Genomic DNA, 15,374 nt, shown 5'->3' with positions numbered 1-15,374 from the left:
ACATGTCACTTCTGAACGCGCCCCTGCACGAGCTCGACCCGGCCATCGCCGCCGCGCTCGACGCCGAGCTGGAGCGTCAGCAGTCCACCCTGGAGATGATCGCCTCCGAGAACTTCGCGCCGCTCGCGGTGATGGAGGCGCAGGGGTCGGTGCTGACCAACAAGTACGCCGAGGGCTACCCGGGACGGCGCTACTACGGCGGCTGCGAGCACGTCGACGTCGCCGAGCAGATCGCCATCGACCGGATCAAGGAGCTGTTCGGCGCCGAGTACGCCAACGTCCAGCCCCACTCCGGCGCCTCCGCCAACCAGGCCGCCCTGTTCGCCCTGGCCCAGCCCGGCGACACGATCCTGGGGCTGGACCTCGCCCACGGCGGCCACCTCACCCACGGAATGCGGCTGAACTTCTCCGGCAAGCAGTTCAACGTGGTCGCGTACCACGTGGACGACGCCGGCCTGGTCGACATGGCCGAGGTCGAGCGGCTCGCCAAGGAGCACCGCCCGAAGGTGATCATCGCGGGCTGGTCGGCATACCCGCGCCAGCTCGACTTCGCCGAGTTCCGCCGGATCGCCGACGAGGTCGAGGCGTACCTGTGGGTGGACATGGCGCACTTCGCGGGCCTGGTGGCCGCGGGCCTGCACCCGAACCCCGTCGAGTACGCGGACGTCGTCACGTCCACCACCCACAAGACCCTCGGCGGGCCGCGCGGCGGCATCATCCTCGCGAAGAAGGACTTCGCGAAGAAGCTGAACTCCTCGGTCTTCCCGGGCTTCCAGGGCGGGCCGCTGGAGCATGTGATCGCGGCGAAGGCGGTCTCCTTCAAGGTCGCCGCGAGCGAGGAGTTCAAGGAGCGCCAGCGCCGCACGGTCGAGGGCGCGAAGATCCTCGCCGAGCGGCTGACGGCCGCGGACGCCCGTGAGGCGGGTGTCAACGTCCTGTCCGGCGGCACGGACGTCCACCTCATCCTGGTCGACCTGCGCGAGTCCGAGCTGGACGGCCAGCAGGCCGAGGACCGCCTCCACGAGGTCGGCATCACGGTCAACCGCAACGCCGTCCCGAACGACCCGCGCCCGCCGATGGTGACGTCCGGTCTGCGCATCGGCACGCCCGCCCTGGCCACCCGCGGCTTCACGGCCGAGGACTTCGCCGAGGTCGCGGACATCATCGCCGAGGCGCTCAAGCCGTCGTACGACGCGGAGGCGCTCAAGGCCCGGGTCAAGGCCCTGGCCGACAAGCACCCGCTGTACCCCGGTCTGAACAAGTAGTTCCTTTTTGTGGGGTGTCCCGCACACTGGTCAGTGAGCGAGCGGGGCACCCCGCAGAAACCCTTCTGCACCACCCCGTATTGAGGAGTCCCCGTGGCCATCTCGGTCTTCGACCTGTTCTCGATCGGCATCGGCCCGTCGAGCTCCCACACGGTCGGCCCGATGCGCGCGGCACGCATGTTCGCGCGACGCCTGCGCAACGAGGACCTGCTGTCCTCCGTGGCGTCCGTCCGCTCCGAGCTGTACGGCTCGCTCGGCGCGACCGGCCACGGCCACGGCACGCCCAAGGCGGTGCTGCTGGGCCTGGAGGGCGCCTCGCCGCGGACGGTGAACGTGGAGACGGCGGACCAGCGGGTGGAGGACATCAAGGCAGCGGGCCGGATCCGGCTGCTCGGCGAGCACGAGATCCCGTTCTCCTTCGACGACGACATGGTCCTGCACCGCCGCAAGGCGCTCCCGTACCACGCGAACGGCATGACCCTGTGGGCGTTCGACGCTTCCGGGGCCGAACTGCTGTCGAAGACGTACTACTCGGTGGGCGGCGGCTTCGTCGTCGACGAGGACGCGGTCGGCGCGGACCGCATCAAGCTCGACGACACGGTGCTGAAGTACTCCTTCCGCACGGGCGACGAACTGCTGCGCCTGACGAAGGAGACCGGCCTGTCGATCTCGTCACTGATGCTGGAGAACGAGCGGGCCTGGCGCACGGAGGAGGAGATCCGCGCGGGCCTGCTGGAGATCTGGCGGGTGATGCGGGAGTGCGTGTCGCGCGGCATGTCGCGGGAGGGCATCCTGCCGGGCGGCCTGAAGGTCCGCCGCCGTGCCGCGGTCTCCGCCCGCCAACTCCGGGCGGAGGGTGACCCCTTGGCGCACGCGATGGAGTGGATCACGCTCTACGCGATGGCGGTGAACGAGGAGAACGCCGCGGGCGGCCGGGTGGTGACGGCCCCGACGAACGGCGCGGCGGGCATCATCCCGGCAGTCCTGCACTACTACATGAACTTCGTGCCGGGCGCGGACGAGGACGGAGTGGTCCGCTTCCTGCTGGCCGCCGGCGCGATCGGCATGCTCTTCAAGGAGAACGCGTCCATCTCCGGCGCCGAGGTCGGCTGCCAGGGCGAGGTCGGCTCCGCCTGCTCGATGGCGGCGGGCGCGCTGGCGGAGGTGCTCGGCGGCTCCCCGGAGCAGGTCGAGAACGCCGCCGAGATCGGCATGGAGCACAACCTCGGGCTGACGTGCGACCCGGTCGGCGGCCTGGTCCAGATCCCGTGCATCGAGCGCAACGGGATGGCCGCGGTCAAGGCCGTCACGGCGGCGAAGATGGCGATGCGCGGGGACGGCTCGCACAAGGTGTCCCTGGACAAGGTCATCAAGACGATGAAGGACACCGGCGCCGACATGAGCGTGAAGTACAAGGAGACGGCGCGGGGCGGGCTGGCGGTCAACATCATCGAATGTTGACAATTCCACGTCACGGACGCGTCAGCCGTGCCACGGTGGGGCATACACCCATTCCAACCCCTGTCCCCCCACCGGCGTTTCAGGGAGTCCCCTCATGCTGCGCGGCATCGACGTAAGCGCGTACCAGTCGTCGACCTACGACACGGACGGCATCTCCTTCGTCTTCATCAAGGCGACGGAGGGCCGCTCCTACGTCAACCCGAAACTCGGCGCCCAGACCAAGCGCGCCCGCGACGCCGGCCTCGTCGTCGGCTTCTACCACTTCCTCTGGCCCGGCAACCTCTCGGCCCAGGCGGAGTACTTCGTCAGCAAGGCCCCCGAGAGAGCGGGCGACATCCTCGCCGTCGACTGGGAGACGACGAGCGCGGGGACGCATGCGAGCAACGCGGAGAAGGATCTGTTCATCCGAAAGGTGAAGGAGAAGCGACCGAACAATCCGGTCGTTCTGTATGCAAACAGACACTACTGGCTGAACGTCGACAGGACGTCATACGCCGGCGACGGTCTCTGGATCGCCGACTACGTGACCGCCGGCAAGCCCCGCATCAGGGCCAAGTGGCGCTTTCACCAGTACACGGACGACCCCCTGGACAAGAACGTCGCGGACTTCCCCAGCAAGGCCGCCCTGCGTGAATGGGCCGAGAACGCATGACGATCCAGTGGCCCGACGTAGCCAGTTCTGCCCTGAGTCGCCTGGCGGGCGGATCAGCGAGGTACCTGTTGAGCAGCTCGAAGGTGCGAAGCTCGGGCGGCAAAGAGCGCCCGACGCATTGAGCGGCGAGTACTCGGACGAAGGCTTGTGCTCACCGCATCCGCGACACTCGATGACCCCACGCTTGACCATCTCCTGAACGACGCCGCTGGCCCTCTTCGCCCGCAGCGGCGTGAGCGGTTGGCCTTTGCTCTGCCGTTGGTAGTGACCAGTACAGAACCCTCGGGAGTACATGGCCCTGGCGCATCCCTCGAAGGAACATGAGCGCCCCTCAGCCGTTGCGCGCTCTGGATTGATGGGCGCCAGCCCTCTCCCTCGTCGGTGCTGCATGTAGTGCGTCTTGCACAGACCCTTCGTCAGTGGGTACCTGTCGGACGACCGGCCGCACGCCCATCCGTCCCCATACGCCTCGCACACCTTCACCCAATCCCCCTGCTACAGAAATTCGTTGACCTACCATCCGATCAACGACGACGTCGAACACGCGTCACGCTTGCGCACATCAATGCGGTTATCAGGGGTGGCGTTGGGGCTCATATAGGCTCCACCTGCGGCGAAGCAATCGCCGTACGGAAGAGGGGAACTTCTCGGCATGGGTGGGACCGTCGCTGCGGTCAGCAGCAACAGCACGTACTCGTTCACCAAGCCCAACCGCGACAGCATCACGCTGATCGCCGGGCTCGGAGTGGAGGGTGATGTGCATGCGGGGGTGACCGTGAAGCATCGGTCTCGGGTGCAGCGGGATCCTTCGCAGCCCAATCTGCGGCAAGTGCATTTCATCCATGAGGAGTTGTTCGAGGAGGTGCGGGCGGCCGGCTTCGAGGTGGCCAGTGGGGAGCTCGGGGAGAACGTCACGACGCGCGGGATCGATCTGCTCGGCCTGCCGAAGGGGACCCGGCTGCGGCTCGGGGACGAGGCCGTCGTGGAGGTGACCGGGCTGCGCAATCCATGTGCGCAGATCGACGGGTTTCAGAAGGGGCTGCTCAAGCAGGTCGTCGGGCGGGACGGCGACGGGAGCGTGCGGTTCAAGGCGGGGATCATGAGTGTGGTCGTCGCGGGCGGTGTCGTGCGCCCCGGGGATCCGGTGGCGGTGGAGCTGCCGGACGGGCCCCACCTGCCCCTCGAGATCGTCTAGCGTCCGGCCATGCCGGCAAGCGCCTCGGCCTGCCGCCGGCCTTGGAGCGGCACGGCGGGCGCTGGGCGGTACTGATCCGGTCCCGAACATGACGAAGGGGCGCCCGTCGGCCGCGCAGGCCTGCCGGGCGTCCCTTTCGCGCAGGTCACTTGTTCAGGAAGGTCCAGAACTCGTCGAACGACAGGAGCTTGTCGCCGTCCAGGTCGCGGCTGTTGATGATCGCCTGGGCGACCGCCTCGGTCACGTTCCAGTCGCCCTCCTGGGCCAGGGCGGTCTTGAACTCGGCGGCCGTGATGGCACCGTCCCCGTCCGCATCGATGCGCTCGAACTGCTTGCGTGCTTCCTCGATGTCGATGTGCGCCACCGATCCGCCCCTTTTCTCGCGTGTGTCATGGTGTGCTGGCTTACTGCCGCAGGTCAGATTAACCGCCTGCCCGCGCCTCCAGTGCGGCGACCACCCAGGCGAACTCCGCGCGGTGGGCGGACGCGGGTCCATGGCCCTTCACCACGGCCAGCAGCTCGCGATAGCGGGAGACCTTGTCGTTCGCGCCGGCCCTCATGCGTTCGAGCACGGCCGCCGGGTCGGCGTCGCCGAGCAGCTCCCCCAGGATCCGCTCCGCCTCGGGCGACTGCGGTGCGATGTCCTGCTCCCTCGCCTCGGCCGCCAGCTTCACCAGCTTCCTGGCGAACCACATCGACGCCCCGGCGGGCGTCTCGGGCCCACGGCCGGCCGCGTTGAACTCGGCCACACTGCGCATGTGCGCCCGGAACTCCGGGTCCTGGAGCAGCTCGGCCAGCTCCACCCAGGCGTCCACCTGCTCCGATGTCGGCTCGTCGGGCAGGTCAACGGCCATCTCCCGCATCCGCGTGCGGATCACGGGATCCGCCGTGTGCAGTCCGTGGAACATCTCGTCCACGAACTCCTCCAGGATCCGCCTCCGCTCGGCCGCGGACAGCCGCGCGAGCTTGTTCATGAGCGTCATCTCCTCCGCGGTCGACCCGCGCCTCGCAACGGTCGACAGCACCGCACGCGTCACCTTCAGCGACCGGATCTGTGCCTCCAGCGCGGCGACGTGGGTGGCCGCGACCGACGCCACGTCCTTCTCTCCGCTGACGACCTTCCGTACGTCGTCCAGACCCAGACCCAGCTCGCGCAGCGTGCGGATCAGCTCCAGGCGGGCGGCGGACTCGGCGTCGTAGAGGCGGTAGCCGCCGGACGACCGTGTGACGGGGCGCAGGACGCCCTCGTCGGACCAGTAGCGGATGGTCCGGACGGTCAGTCCGGTGGCCCGGGCCAGCTCGCCGATGGTGAAGAGTCCGGTGCTGTCTTCGGTCATGCCTGCGAGTGTGGGCCCTCCAGTGGGTGGAGACTCAACAGGCGGCTCCGGCGGTCTCTCAGTGCCAGGCCTCGTAGTGCGGGTTGCTCTGGCAGCCGCTCATGATCTCGACCTTGGTCGTCTTGTTCACCGGGCAGACGCCGATGATGTACTTGCGGGCGATGCCGCCCGGGAAGGCGACCTCCACCTGGTCGGCCCATTGGTGGGTGTCGCCGATGGTCTTGTTGACGTCGATGCCGCCGGGGGCGTCGATGTAGTAGTTCCAGCCCGACTTCCACCACTTCTTGTACAGGTCGTGGTCGTACGTCGTGGACACGAACGGGGAGGGCTGGTTGACCAGGACGTACTGCTCCAGGTCGTACTGGCCGTTCATCACGTCCTTGGGCTTGAAGCCCTCCTGGAAGACGATCTCCGGGCCGCGGCCGTCGGCCCGGTAGAGCGTGCCGCAGGTGGTGCGCCACGCCGGGTCGGGGGTGATGCGGTCGACGTCGACGCGGCGGTCGGCGGCCGCCTTGATCTTGTCGTCGTACTGGACGGGACAGGCGGCCGGGGCGGGGGCGGCGGCCGGGACGGGGGCGGCGGCCTTGTTGACGGTCGCGGCAGCCGAGGCGGGGTGTGCGGCAGCCGAGGCGAGGTGTGCGGTGACCGAGGCGGGGAGCTCGGTCGCCGAGGTGCGGGCGGTCTCGGGAGCCGTGGCGGCCGTCGTCGCGAGGACGGCCGAGAGGGACAGGACGGCGGCAGCGGCCCGCCGCGGCAGGCGAGTTGTGATCATGGGAGTACCATTCCGGGCCCGCGGGGGTGGGCCGTGGAGCGTCACTCGTACGACGGCGTGTCCACTGACTGCCGGTCAACCGCCGTTCACCGCCGGTCAACTGACCGTCCGCTAGCGGAAGATGCCCGTGTGGCCCAGGGAGTAGCGGCCCGGCTGCGGGTAGACGGCCAGGCCGTGCGGGCCGCTGCCCACCGGGATGCGGGCGAGCTGTTCGCCGGTGCGGGTGTCGATGGCGTACACCTCGGCGTCGTAACGTCCCGACAGCCACAGCACCTTGCCGTCGGCGGAGACGCCGCCCATGTCGGGGCTGCCGCCGTCGGGGAGGTGCCACTTCTTGGTGAGCCTGTTCTTCCGGAAGTCGAAGACGGAGACGCTGCCTTCGCCGCGGTTGGAGACGTACATCTCGCGGGAGTCGCGGCTGACGTAGAGGCCGTGGCAGCCCTTGCCGGTGGGCAGGAGCGTGGGCTCGGTGAACTTGTCGCCGTCCAGGACCCACATGCCGTGGGCCATCATGTCGGCGATGTAGAACCGCTTGCCGTCCGGTGAGACCTTCACGTCCTGGGGCATCGCGCCGTCGAAGGGGAGTTTTTGCTGGCCCACGACCTTCATCCGCTCCGTGTCGACCTTCAGCAGTTCCCCGCTGAACTCGCAGGAGACGATGAAGTAGCGGCCGTCGAGGGAGAAGTCGGCGTGGTTGACGCCGTAGCAGCTGACCGGCTCGGTCCTGATCCGCTTCATGGTGTGGGGGTCGCGGAAGACGAGTTCACGGTCGAGGGAGGCCATGACGACGGCGTACTTGCCGTTGGGGGTGAAGTAGAGGTTGTAGGGGTCGTGCACCTCGACCGGCTTGCCCGCCTTGCCTGTCTTCGGGTCGATGGGGGTGAGGGTGTGGCCGCGGTTGTTGTTGACCCAGAGGGTCTTCAGGTCCCAGGACGGGACGACGTGCTGAGGCTGCCGTCCGACGGGGATGGTCTCGGTGATCTCGTACGTCTTCGGGTCGATGACGGAGACGGTGTCCGACTCGGTGTTGGGGACGTAGACGCGGGACGGGAAGTCCTTGACGACCGGGGAGAGCTTGCCCGGGCGGTCGGCGGCGTAGACGTCCTTCGGGTCGAGGACGGGGGGCATGCCGGGGAGGCCGTTGAGGGGCTTCTTCTTCGGTGGGGCGGGGATGGCGGCCTGGGTGGCGCCGCGGGACTCGACGGCCGCGCTGCTCCTGTCCTTGGCGGACTCCGTGCCGCAGGCGACGAGCGCGAGGAGGCCGAGGCCGGCGAGGAGGGTGCGGTGGATGAGGTTCATCGGCAGTTCTTCCGTGCGGCGGGGAGGGCGGCGGCTGGGCAGCAGGTCAAGGTCACCGGACTATTTAATGAGGATTGCGTCGAAAAACGCATGATTCACCCGATAAGCGGCTCGTCCGGGTCGCCCTCAGCAGTGTTCTTCGCCCCCGCCGCCCCTACCCGTCCCATCCTCCAGGGGCTCCGCCCCTTCGACCCCGGCCGCTGGGGGCTGCCGCCCCCAGACCCCCGCTTCGGCCCTGAAGGGGCCTCGTCCTCAAACGCCGGACGAGCTGGGTGACGCGACCCGGCGCCAGAGACCGACCGGAGACGGCATGAACGCCCCAGCGGACGGGTGGGGGCTCGGGATGGTTGGCGACTCGCCCTCAAACGCCTGACGAACTCGATGACGCGACCCGGCGCCAGAGACTGACCGGACGTGGCGTGAACGCCCCCAGCGGGCGGAGCGCCAGGGGGGTCGGGGTCGGGCTCTTGCGGACGGCGGGGGTTAGCGGTCCGCCACCCTCATCTCGAACCACGTCGTCTTCCCCCGCGGCAACAGGTCCACGCCCCAGCGGTCGGAGAGTTTGTCCACCAGGAACAGGCCCCGGCCGCTGACGTCCATCTCCTGGACCGGCATCAGGCAGGGCAGCCCACGGGACGGGTCACGGACCTCGATGCGGATCCAGCCTCGGCGGCGGCGCATGCGGAGGCCGAAGACGCGGGCGCCGGTGTGGCGGACGGCGTTGCCGACCAGTTCGGAGACGAGTAAGACCGCGTCCTCGGTCATCTTGGGGGTCAGCCCCCACTGGCGCAGGACCACGACCTGGGCCAGCCGGCGTGCGGTGGCGGCGGACTCGGGGCGGGAAGGGAGCGGAACCTCCGCCTCCGTGGGATTGCCGAACAACTCCAGCGCCTTCGAGGCAGCTTCGTCCTCGACCCCCGGCGACCAGCGCGCCGCAATCGCACGGCCGTGTCCCCGCGGCTGTTCGACACCCTCCAGCCCCGCCATGCCCCCATCATGGCCGCCGACAGCGCCCTCCGGGGCCGTTCCCGAGGAATACATCCCCCGGAATGCCTCATTCCGACGGACTCCCGGGGCATATGACAGCGGCAGTTCGGAGTCGCCCACAGCCTGCCTTACCTGCGGCGACGGGGCCGCTGGAGGCAATCGACGGACTCCCCCGACAAGGCACGCTTAAGGCTGCCTTAAGGCTGCCATAAACCGCCCCATCGAGGGACCTGGATCAGACACCCCGTCAATTGCAAGTGAGTTGAGGGACTTTCGGGATGGAACTTGGCCCGGCTCCGCAGGCCTCAGAGACTCTCAGCAGCACTCTGAGGCCTCAGCACCCCTCAGAGGAACTTCGCCTTGCCCGGCCCCTCCTCCACGAAGCTCCGCATCCCCCGCTCCCGGTCCTCCGTCGCGAACAGCCCCGCGAACCAGTTCCGTTCGACCGCGAGGCCCGTCTCGATGTCCGTCTCCAGACCCGTGTCGATCGACTCCTTCGCCGCGCGGAGCGCGATCGCCGGGCCCTGCGCCAGCTTCGCCGCCCACGCGTGCGCCTCGGCGTAGACCTGGTCCGGCGCCACGACGCGGTCCACCAGGCCCAGTTCGCGCGCCTCGTCCGCCTTCACCATACGGCCGGTGAAGATCAGGTCCTTCGCCTTCGACGGTCCGATGAGGCGGGACAGCCGCTGGGTGCCGCCCGCGCCCGGGATCAGGCCGAGCAGGATCTCCGGCTGGCCCAGCTTGGCGTTGTCCGCGGCGATCCGGTAGTCCGCGCACAGCGCCAACTCGCAGCCGCCGCCGAGCGCGTAGCCCGTCACCGCCGCCACCACCGGCTTGGGGATCCGGGCCACCGCCGTGAACGAGTCCTGCAGGGCCCGGGCGCGCAGGACCATCGCCGTGTGGTCCATGGCCTGCATCTCCTTGATGTCCGCGCCGGCCGCGAACACCTTCTCCCCGCCGTAGATCACCACGGCCCGTACGTCGTCGCGCCGGGTCGCCTCCTCGGCGAGCTCCTTGAGGCGGTCCTGGGTGGCGATGTCCAGGGCGTTCATGGGCGGGCGGTCGAGGCGGAGGGTACCGACACCTTCGGCGACTTCGAGATTCACGGTCATGCGAGCAGGTTAACGGGGACTAACGCGGACGGCCCCGGTGCCGTACCTCACATCGAGGCCATGCACCGGGGCCGTACGTCGACGTCGGGACCGTACGCCGTCAGGAAGGCGCTACGCCTTCCACTTCTCCCACGACATGTTCCACCCGTTCAGCCCGTTCTCGGGAGCCACCGTCGCGTCGTTGGAGTTCTTCACGACCACCACGTCACCGATCATCGAGTGGTTGTAGAACCACGCGGCCGGCGTACCGCCGTCGTACGCCCCCTGGACATCGCGCAGGCCGACGCAGCCGTGGCTGGCGTTGTAGTTGCCGAAGGCGTCGCCGCCCCAGTAGTTGCCGTGGATGAAGGTGCCGGAGTCGGTGAGGCGGATGGCGTGCGGGACGTCCTCGATGTCGTACTCGCCGTCGTAGCCGACCGTGTCGCCGTTCATGCGGGTCTGGACGAACTTCTCGGTCATGACCATCTGGCCGTTCCAGGTGTCGTACCCGGGCTTGCCGGTGGTGACGGGGAGGGTCTTGACGACCTTGCCGTCCTGCATGACCTTCATCTTCTTGGTCTTCACGTCGACGACCGAGACCTGGTTGCGGCCGATGGTGAAGGAGACGGTCTTGGTCTGCTCGCCGTAGACGCCGGGGCGGCCCTCGACGCCGTCGAGGTTGAGGGCGACGGTGACCTTGGTGCCTTCCTTCCAGTATTTCTCGGGACGGAAGTCGAGACGGTCGTTGCCGAACCAGTGGCCCGCGACCTCGACGGCCGGCTCGGTCTTGACCGTGATCGCCTTCTCGACGTCCTCGGGCTTGGTGATGCCCCGGGTGAAGCGGATGGAGAACGGCATTCCGACGCCGACCTTGGAGCCGTCCTCCGGCCTGAAGTTGCCGAGGAAGGTGTTCTGGGGCGTGAGAGTGGTGAAGTCGGCCTCCTTGGTGGCCTCCAGCCCCTCGGAGTCCTTCGCGACCGCCTGCACGGTGTACTTCGTGGCGGCGGCGAGATGCGTGGACGGCGTCCAGGTGGCGCCGTCGCCGGATATCTTCCCGGCTATCGCCCTGCCCTTGGTGTCCTTGACCTCGACGGCCGTCAGCCTGCCCTTGGCCGCGGTGACCTTCAGCGCACCGCTGGTCTCGACGGACTTGGCGCCGTCCCCCGGGGCTATGGTCACGACGGCCTGCGACTTCTTGGCCTCCGCCGTGGAGGAGTCGTCGCCCTTCCCGTCGCCGGCCCCCGAGCCCGCTCCGCCACCTCCGCCGCACGCGGCGACGCCGAGCAGCAGAACGGCAGCCAGTGCCGCCAGCCCCTTGCCCCTACGCCCCCGCGCGTCAACCGACGCCCCCGATATCGGCCGCACGTTCAAGTCGTTCTCCCCTCCCCGGGCCCCGGCCACTGTCGGCCTGGTCGGACCCGCTCCCCCGCGCGTTCACCGCGCGCACCGGCGCATATTAACCACAAGGTCACGGGCGTCGGCCCGCGCGATTGTCACCGTTCCGTTCCAACATCGGCGGATAGCCGGTTGGTCGAGCAACTCACCCCCCTGTCCGATTACTTCACCGCACTCCCCCTCTTCCACTCCTTCCAGCCCATATTCCATCCTCCGAGGCCATTGTCGGGAGCGACCTTTTTGTCGTTGCTGCGGACGACCTCGACGACATCCCCGATCAGGCTGCGGTCGAAGAACCAGCCCGCGGGCGTCTCGGACCCGCCGCCCTTGACGTCCCTGAGCCCCACGCAGCCGTGGCTGACGTTGCTGTGGCCGAAGATGTCGGTGTCCGCCCAGTAGTTGCCGTGCAGGAAGGTGCCCGAGTCGGTGAGGCGCATGGCGTGCGGGACGTCCGGGATGTCGTACTCGCCCTTGCCGTCGGCCTTCTTGAAGCCGACCGTGGCGCCGTTCATCCGGGTCAGTTCGAGCATCTCGGTGACGACCATCTTGCCGTTGTAGGTGGTCGTCTTCGGGGCTCCGGCGGTGATCGGCACGGTGGCGAGCAGTTCGCCGTCGCGCCTGACCTGCATGGTGTGCCTGGCCGCGTCGACGAGGGAGACCTGGTGGCGGCCGACGGTGAAGGAGAACGTCTTGTCCTGCAGCCCGTACACCCCGGGCGCCCCTTCGAGGTCCCGCAGGCGCAGCGCGACGGTGACCCGGGTGCCGGGCTTCCAGTAGTGCCGGGGACGGAAGTCGAGGCGGGAGCGGCCGAACCAGTGCGGGCGGATCTCCACGGCCGGCTCGGCGGTGACCCGGACGGCGCGTTCGACGGCGGCGCGGTGCTCGATCTCCCGGTTGAACTCCAGGGAGACGATCATTCCGGTGCCGACGGTGGAGCGGTGCTCCGGGGTGACGTATCCGATGAACCGCTCGTCGGGGACGTACGTGGTGAACGTCGTGTGCCGTGCGCTGCGGCGCCCGTGGCCGTCGAGGGCCACCGCGTCGACCGTGTACCGGGCGGCCAGTGCGAGCCCGGGGTCGTCGGGCTCCCAGCGCAGGCCATCCTCGGAGATGTGCCCGGGGACCGGGGATTCCTCCGCGTCCTGGGACTTGACGACCTTCACCGACTCCAGGCGCCCGCTGAGCACGCGCACGAGCAGCCTGTCGTCGGGGCGTGCGCCCTTGGTGCCGTCGTCGGGTGTGACCCGGATGACGTCCTCGGGGGCCGGCCCCTTGCCCAGCATCTGGTCGATGCCGGAGCCGTCCGAAGTGCAGCCGACCGCCCCGGCCAGCAGTCCCGCCCATGTCAGTACGGCGGCCAACACGGCCCCCGCGCGCCGCGCGCGCCCTTGTACGTGCCTCACGAAGACCCCAACGATCGGGGTGGCCCTGGGGAAACGTGAGTGCGAGCCACCCGGTGGGCAGAACATGTGGGAGGACGACGCGACGGGGAGCCGCGGCTCGGGACGCCAAGGGCCCCTCCGCCACATTCGTGTGGTCCCTGAGCCGTGGGAGGCCGACAGGTGTCGAGCGCAGCCGAGCAGGAGGCGGTGGCCGGTGCGGTCGCCGCTGAGGAGGGGCGCCCGGCCGCCGTCGTGAACGGCGCGCAGCGCAAGGCCCCCGCGGTGCCCGTGTGGCCGGGTGCGCCCATGCCGCTGGGCGCCCGTTTCCGGGTCGGTCCGGACGGGGTGGCCGGCACCAACTTCGCGCTGTGGGCGGGCGGGGCGGAGGCGGTCGAGCTGTGCCTGTTCGACGGGCACGGGAAAGAGACGCGGGCCAAGCTGACCGAACTGACGCACGAGATCTGGCACGGGTTCGTGCCGGGTGTGATGCCCGGTCAGCGCTACGGCTACCGGGTGCACGGCCGCTGGGACCCGTGGACAGGCGGCCGCTGGAACCCGGCGAAGCTGCTCCTCGACCCGTACGCGCGCGCGGTGGACGGCGACTTCAGTCTACCGCCGGAGGTGTACGGCCATGTCCGCGACTGGCCCCAGCAGCATGTCGCGGACACCGTGCGCGACGACCGGGATTCGGCGCCGTACGTCCCGAAGGGCGTGGTCGTCCACGACGACGCCCCGGACGACGAATGGATGGACGACCGCCGGCCGAAGACGCCGTGGGCCGACTCGGTGATCTACGAGGTGCATGTACGGGGCTTCACTAAGCTGCACCCGGGGATACCGGAGGAACTGCGGGGGACGTACGCCGGTCTCGCGCATCCCGCGGCGATCGAGCACCTCGTCGAGCTGGGCGTGACGGCCGTCGAGCTGCTCCCGGTCCATCAGTTCGCGCACGAGGACCATCTGCTCCGCAAGGGCCTGCGCAACTACTGGGGCTACAACTCCATCGGCTACTTCGCGCCGCACGCCGCCTACTCCGCGTCCGGTACGACCGGTCAGCAGGTCGGCGAGTTCAAGCGCATGGTGCACGCGCTGCACGCGGCGGGGATCGAGGTCATCCTCGACGTCGTCTACAACCACACGGCGGAGGCGGGCGAGCTGGGCCCGACGCTGTCGTTGAAGGGCATCGACAACCGGGGGTACTACCGGTTGCAGTCGGACGCGCGCCGGTACGCGGACTACACGGGCTGCGGGAACACCCTGCACGTCGTCCAGCCGCACGTCCTGCGGCTCATCACCGACTCGCTGCGCTACTGGGTGACGGAGATGGGCGTGGACGGCTTCCGCTTCGACCTGGCGGCGGCGCTGGCCCGCTCCATGCACGACGTCGACATGCTGTCGCCGTTCCTGGCGGTGATCGCGCAGGATCCGGTGCTGCGGCGGGTGAAGCTGATCGCCGAGCCGTGGGACGTGGGGTCGGGCGGATATCAGGTGGGCGCCTTCCCGCCGCTGTGGACGGAGTGGAACGACCGCTACCGCAACGCCGTACGGGACTACTGGAGGGGCGCGCTGCCGGACGTCCGGGACCTGGGGTACCGCCTGTCGGGTTCGAGCGACCTGTACGCGTGGGGTGGCCGCCGCCCGTACGCCTCGGTCAACTTCGTGACCGCGCACGACGGTTTCACGCTGCGGGATCTGGTGTCGTACGAGCGCAAGCACAACGAGGCGAACGGGGAGGGCAACCGGGACGGCTCGGACGACAACCGGTCGTGGAACTGCGGCGCCGAGGGAGAGACGGACGACGAGCGCGTACGGGCGCTCAGGCGCCGCCAGTTGCGGAACCTGCTGACCACCCTGCTGTTGTCGACGGGCGTGCCGATGCTGGTCGCGGGCGACGAACTGGGGCGCACCCAGCGCGGCAACAACAACGCGTACTGCCAGGACAACGAGATCAGCTGGCTGGACTGGAGCCTGCTGGAGGACCCGGGCTGGAAGGCCCTGTTCGACCTCACCTCCCGGCTGATCGAGCTGCGGCACCGGCACCCCGTGCTGCGCCGCCGTGCCTTCTTCTCCGGGCGGGCGCACTCGGCCGACGGGCTGCGGGACCTGGCCTGGTTCACCGCGCGGGGCACGGAGATGACGGAACGGGACTGGTACGCGCCAGCCGCCACGCTGGGCATGTATCTGTCCGGGCGGGACATCCCGGGCCGGGACGAGCGCGGGGCGCCGATCCTCGACGACAGCTTCCTGGCCGTGCTGCACGCCGGGGACCGGCCGGTGAGCTTCGTGCTGCCGGGGCCGCCGTGGGCGGAGCGGTACGAGGTGGTCGTCGACACATCGCGGGAGGAGCAGGGGGAGGCGCCGGGGGTGGAGCACCGGGCGGGGGCGGCGATCACGGTGCCGGCGCGGGCGGTGCTGTTGCTGAAGGTGGACGGCTGACGATCCCCCGCTGTGTACGACCCTTCGAACGCGCAGGTCGTAGGACCAGCGGCCGATTGCGGACCGGCCAAAACTCGGTGGGCAGTGTCAGTGGCGATCCGT

13 protein-coding genes are annotated in these 15,374 nt (G+C 69.3%); 5 read left to right on the top strand and 8 right to left on the bottom strand.

Annotation, left to right across the window (positions count from 1 at the left end):
• Nucleotides 1-2: 2 nt before the first annotated feature.
• The 4 genes from glyA to ACQEV2_RS29715 all read left to right on the top strand — a co-directional run bounded on the left by glyA (nucleotide 3) and on the right by ACQEV2_RS29715 (nucleotide 4,573).
• Nucleotides 3-1,265 (top strand): serine hydroxymethyltransferase, encoded by a 1,263-nt coding sequence (glyA, locus tag ACQEV2_RS29730; protein ID WP_433048047.1) that lies wholly within the window; start codon nucleotides 3-5, stop codon nucleotides 1,263-1,265.
• A 93-nt stretch (nucleotides 1,266-1,358) separates the two neighbouring features.
• Nucleotides 1,359-2,726 carry an L-serine ammonia-lyase gene (locus ACQEV2_RS29725; protein ID WP_433048044.1) on the top strand — a complete coding sequence of 456 codons (1,368 nt, stop codon included), beginning with the start codon at nucleotides 1,359-1,361 and terminating at the stop codon, nucleotides 2,724-2,726.
• Between the two features lie 94 nt (nucleotides 2,727-2,820).
• The gene (locus ACQEV2_RS29720; RefSeq protein WP_433048041.1) at nucleotides 2,821-3,378 is read left to right on the top strand and encodes a glycoside hydrolase family 25 protein; all 558 of its coding nucleotides are present in this window, start codon (nucleotides 2,821-2,823) and stop codon (nucleotides 3,376-3,378) included.
• Nucleotides 3,379-4,030: 652 nt separating this feature from the next.
• On the top strand, nucleotides 4,031-4,573 hold the full coding sequence (locus ACQEV2_RS29715; protein WP_433048039.1) for an MOSC domain-containing protein: 543 nt from the start codon (nucleotides 4,031-4,033) through the stop codon (nucleotides 4,571-4,573).
• Between the two features lie 145 nt (nucleotides 4,574-4,718).
• Here the strand turns inward: ACQEV2_RS29715 and ACQEV2_RS29710 are convergent, their stop codons facing one another.
• The 8 genes from ACQEV2_RS29710 to ACQEV2_RS29675 all read right to left on the bottom strand — a co-directional run bounded on the left by ACQEV2_RS29710 (nucleotide 4,719) and on the right by ACQEV2_RS29675 (nucleotide 12,857).
• Nucleotides 4,719-4,937, bottom strand: coding sequence for an EF-hand domain-containing protein (locus ACQEV2_RS29710; protein ID WP_433048036.1), 219 nt, complete (start codon nucleotides 4,935-4,937; stop codon nucleotides 4,719-4,721).
• Between the two features lie 58 nt (nucleotides 4,938-4,995).
• The gene (locus tag ACQEV2_RS29705; protein ID WP_433048033.1) at nucleotides 4,996-5,910 is read right to left on the bottom strand and encodes a MerR family transcriptional regulator; all 915 of its coding nucleotides are present in this window, start codon (nucleotides 5,908-5,910) and stop codon (nucleotides 4,996-4,998) included.
• A gap of 58 nt (nucleotides 5,911-5,968) precedes the next feature.
• The gene (locus ACQEV2_RS29700) at nucleotides 5,969-6,682 is read right to left on the bottom strand and encodes an ADP-ribosyltransferase (RefSeq protein ID WP_433048030.1); all 714 of its coding nucleotides are present in this window, start codon (nucleotides 6,680-6,682) and stop codon (nucleotides 5,969-5,971) included.
• A 111-nt stretch (nucleotides 6,683-6,793) separates the two neighbouring features.
• On the bottom strand, nucleotides 6,794-7,981 hold the full coding sequence (locus ACQEV2_RS29695) for a YncE family protein (protein WP_433048027.1): 1,188 nt from the start codon (nucleotides 7,979-7,981) through the stop codon (nucleotides 6,794-6,796).
• Nucleotides 7,982-8,464: 483 nt separating this feature from the next.
• Nucleotides 8,465-8,968 carry an ATP-binding protein gene (locus ACQEV2_RS29690; protein WP_433048024.1) on the bottom strand — a complete coding sequence of 168 codons (504 nt, stop codon included), beginning with the start codon at nucleotides 8,966-8,968 and terminating at the stop codon, nucleotides 8,465-8,467.
• 344 nt (nucleotides 8,969-9,312) lie between these two features.
• Complete coding sequence (locus ACQEV2_RS29685; protein ID WP_433048021.1) at nucleotides 9,313-10,080, bottom strand: enoyl-CoA hydratase/isomerase family protein; 768 nt, start codon at nucleotides 10,078-10,080, stop codon at nucleotides 9,313-9,315.
• Nucleotides 10,081-10,191: 111 nt separating this feature from the next.
• Nucleotides 10,192-11,430, bottom strand: coding sequence for a L,D-transpeptidase (locus ACQEV2_RS29680; protein WP_433048018.1), 1,239 nt, complete (start codon nucleotides 11,428-11,430; stop codon nucleotides 10,192-10,194).
• Nucleotides 11,431-11,615: 185 nt separating this feature from the next.
• The gene (locus ACQEV2_RS29675; protein ID WP_433048015.1) at nucleotides 11,616-12,857 is read right to left on the bottom strand and encodes an Ig-like domain-containing protein; all 1,242 of its coding nucleotides are present in this window, start codon (nucleotides 12,855-12,857) and stop codon (nucleotides 11,616-11,618) included.
• A 159-nt stretch (nucleotides 12,858-13,016) separates the two neighbouring features.
• Between ACQEV2_RS29675 and glgX the strand changes: the two genes are divergently transcribed.
• On the top strand, nucleotides 13,017-15,272 hold the full coding sequence (gene glgX / locus ACQEV2_RS29670) for a glycogen debranching protein GlgX (protein ID WP_433048012.1): 2,256 nt from the start codon (nucleotides 13,017-13,019) through the stop codon (nucleotides 15,270-15,272).
• Nucleotides 15,273-15,374: the final 102 nt, after the last annotated feature.

The sequence above is a fragment of the Streptomyces sp. CA-251387 genome (genome assembly GCF_050936625.1).
GTDB lineage: Bacteria > Actinomycetota > Actinomycetes > Streptomycetales > Streptomycetaceae > Streptomyces.
Note: the sequence above shows the minus strand (reverse complement) of the source record. Positions and strands in the feature narration are given on the sequence as shown.

Bases quoted from the DNA above. Each gene is read 5' to 3' on its own strand.
- glyA (WP_433048047.1), top strand. From the start codon at position 3: ATGTCACTTCTGAACGCGCCCCTGCACGAGCTCGACCCGGCCATCGCC.
- ACQEV2_RS29720 (WP_433048041.1), top strand. From the start codon at position 2,821: ATGCTGCGCGGCATCGACGTAAGCGCGTACCAGTCGTCGACCTACGAC.
- ACQEV2_RS29715 (WP_433048039.1), top strand. From the start codon at position 4,031: ATGGGTGGGACCGTCGCTGCGGTCAGCAGCAACAGCACGTACTCGTTC.
- ACQEV2_RS29705 (WP_433048033.1), bottom strand. From the start codon at position 5,910: ATGACCGAAGACAGCACCGGACTCTTCACCATCGGCGAGCTGGCCCGG.
- ACQEV2_RS29700 (WP_433048030.1), bottom strand. From the start codon at position 6,682: ATGATCACAACTCGCCTGCCGCGGCGGGCCGCTGCCGCCGTCCTGTCC.
- ACQEV2_RS29695 (WP_433048027.1), bottom strand. From the start codon at position 7,981: ATGAACCTCATCCACCGCACCCTCCTCGCCGGCCTCGGCCTCCTCGCG.
- ACQEV2_RS29690 (WP_433048024.1), bottom strand. From the start codon at position 8,968: ATGGCGGGGCTGGAGGGTGTCGAACAGCCGCGGGGACACGGCCGTGCG.
- ACQEV2_RS29685 (WP_433048021.1), bottom strand. From the start codon at position 10,080: ATGACCGTGAATCTCGAAGTCGCCGAAGGTGTCGGTACCCTCCGCCTC.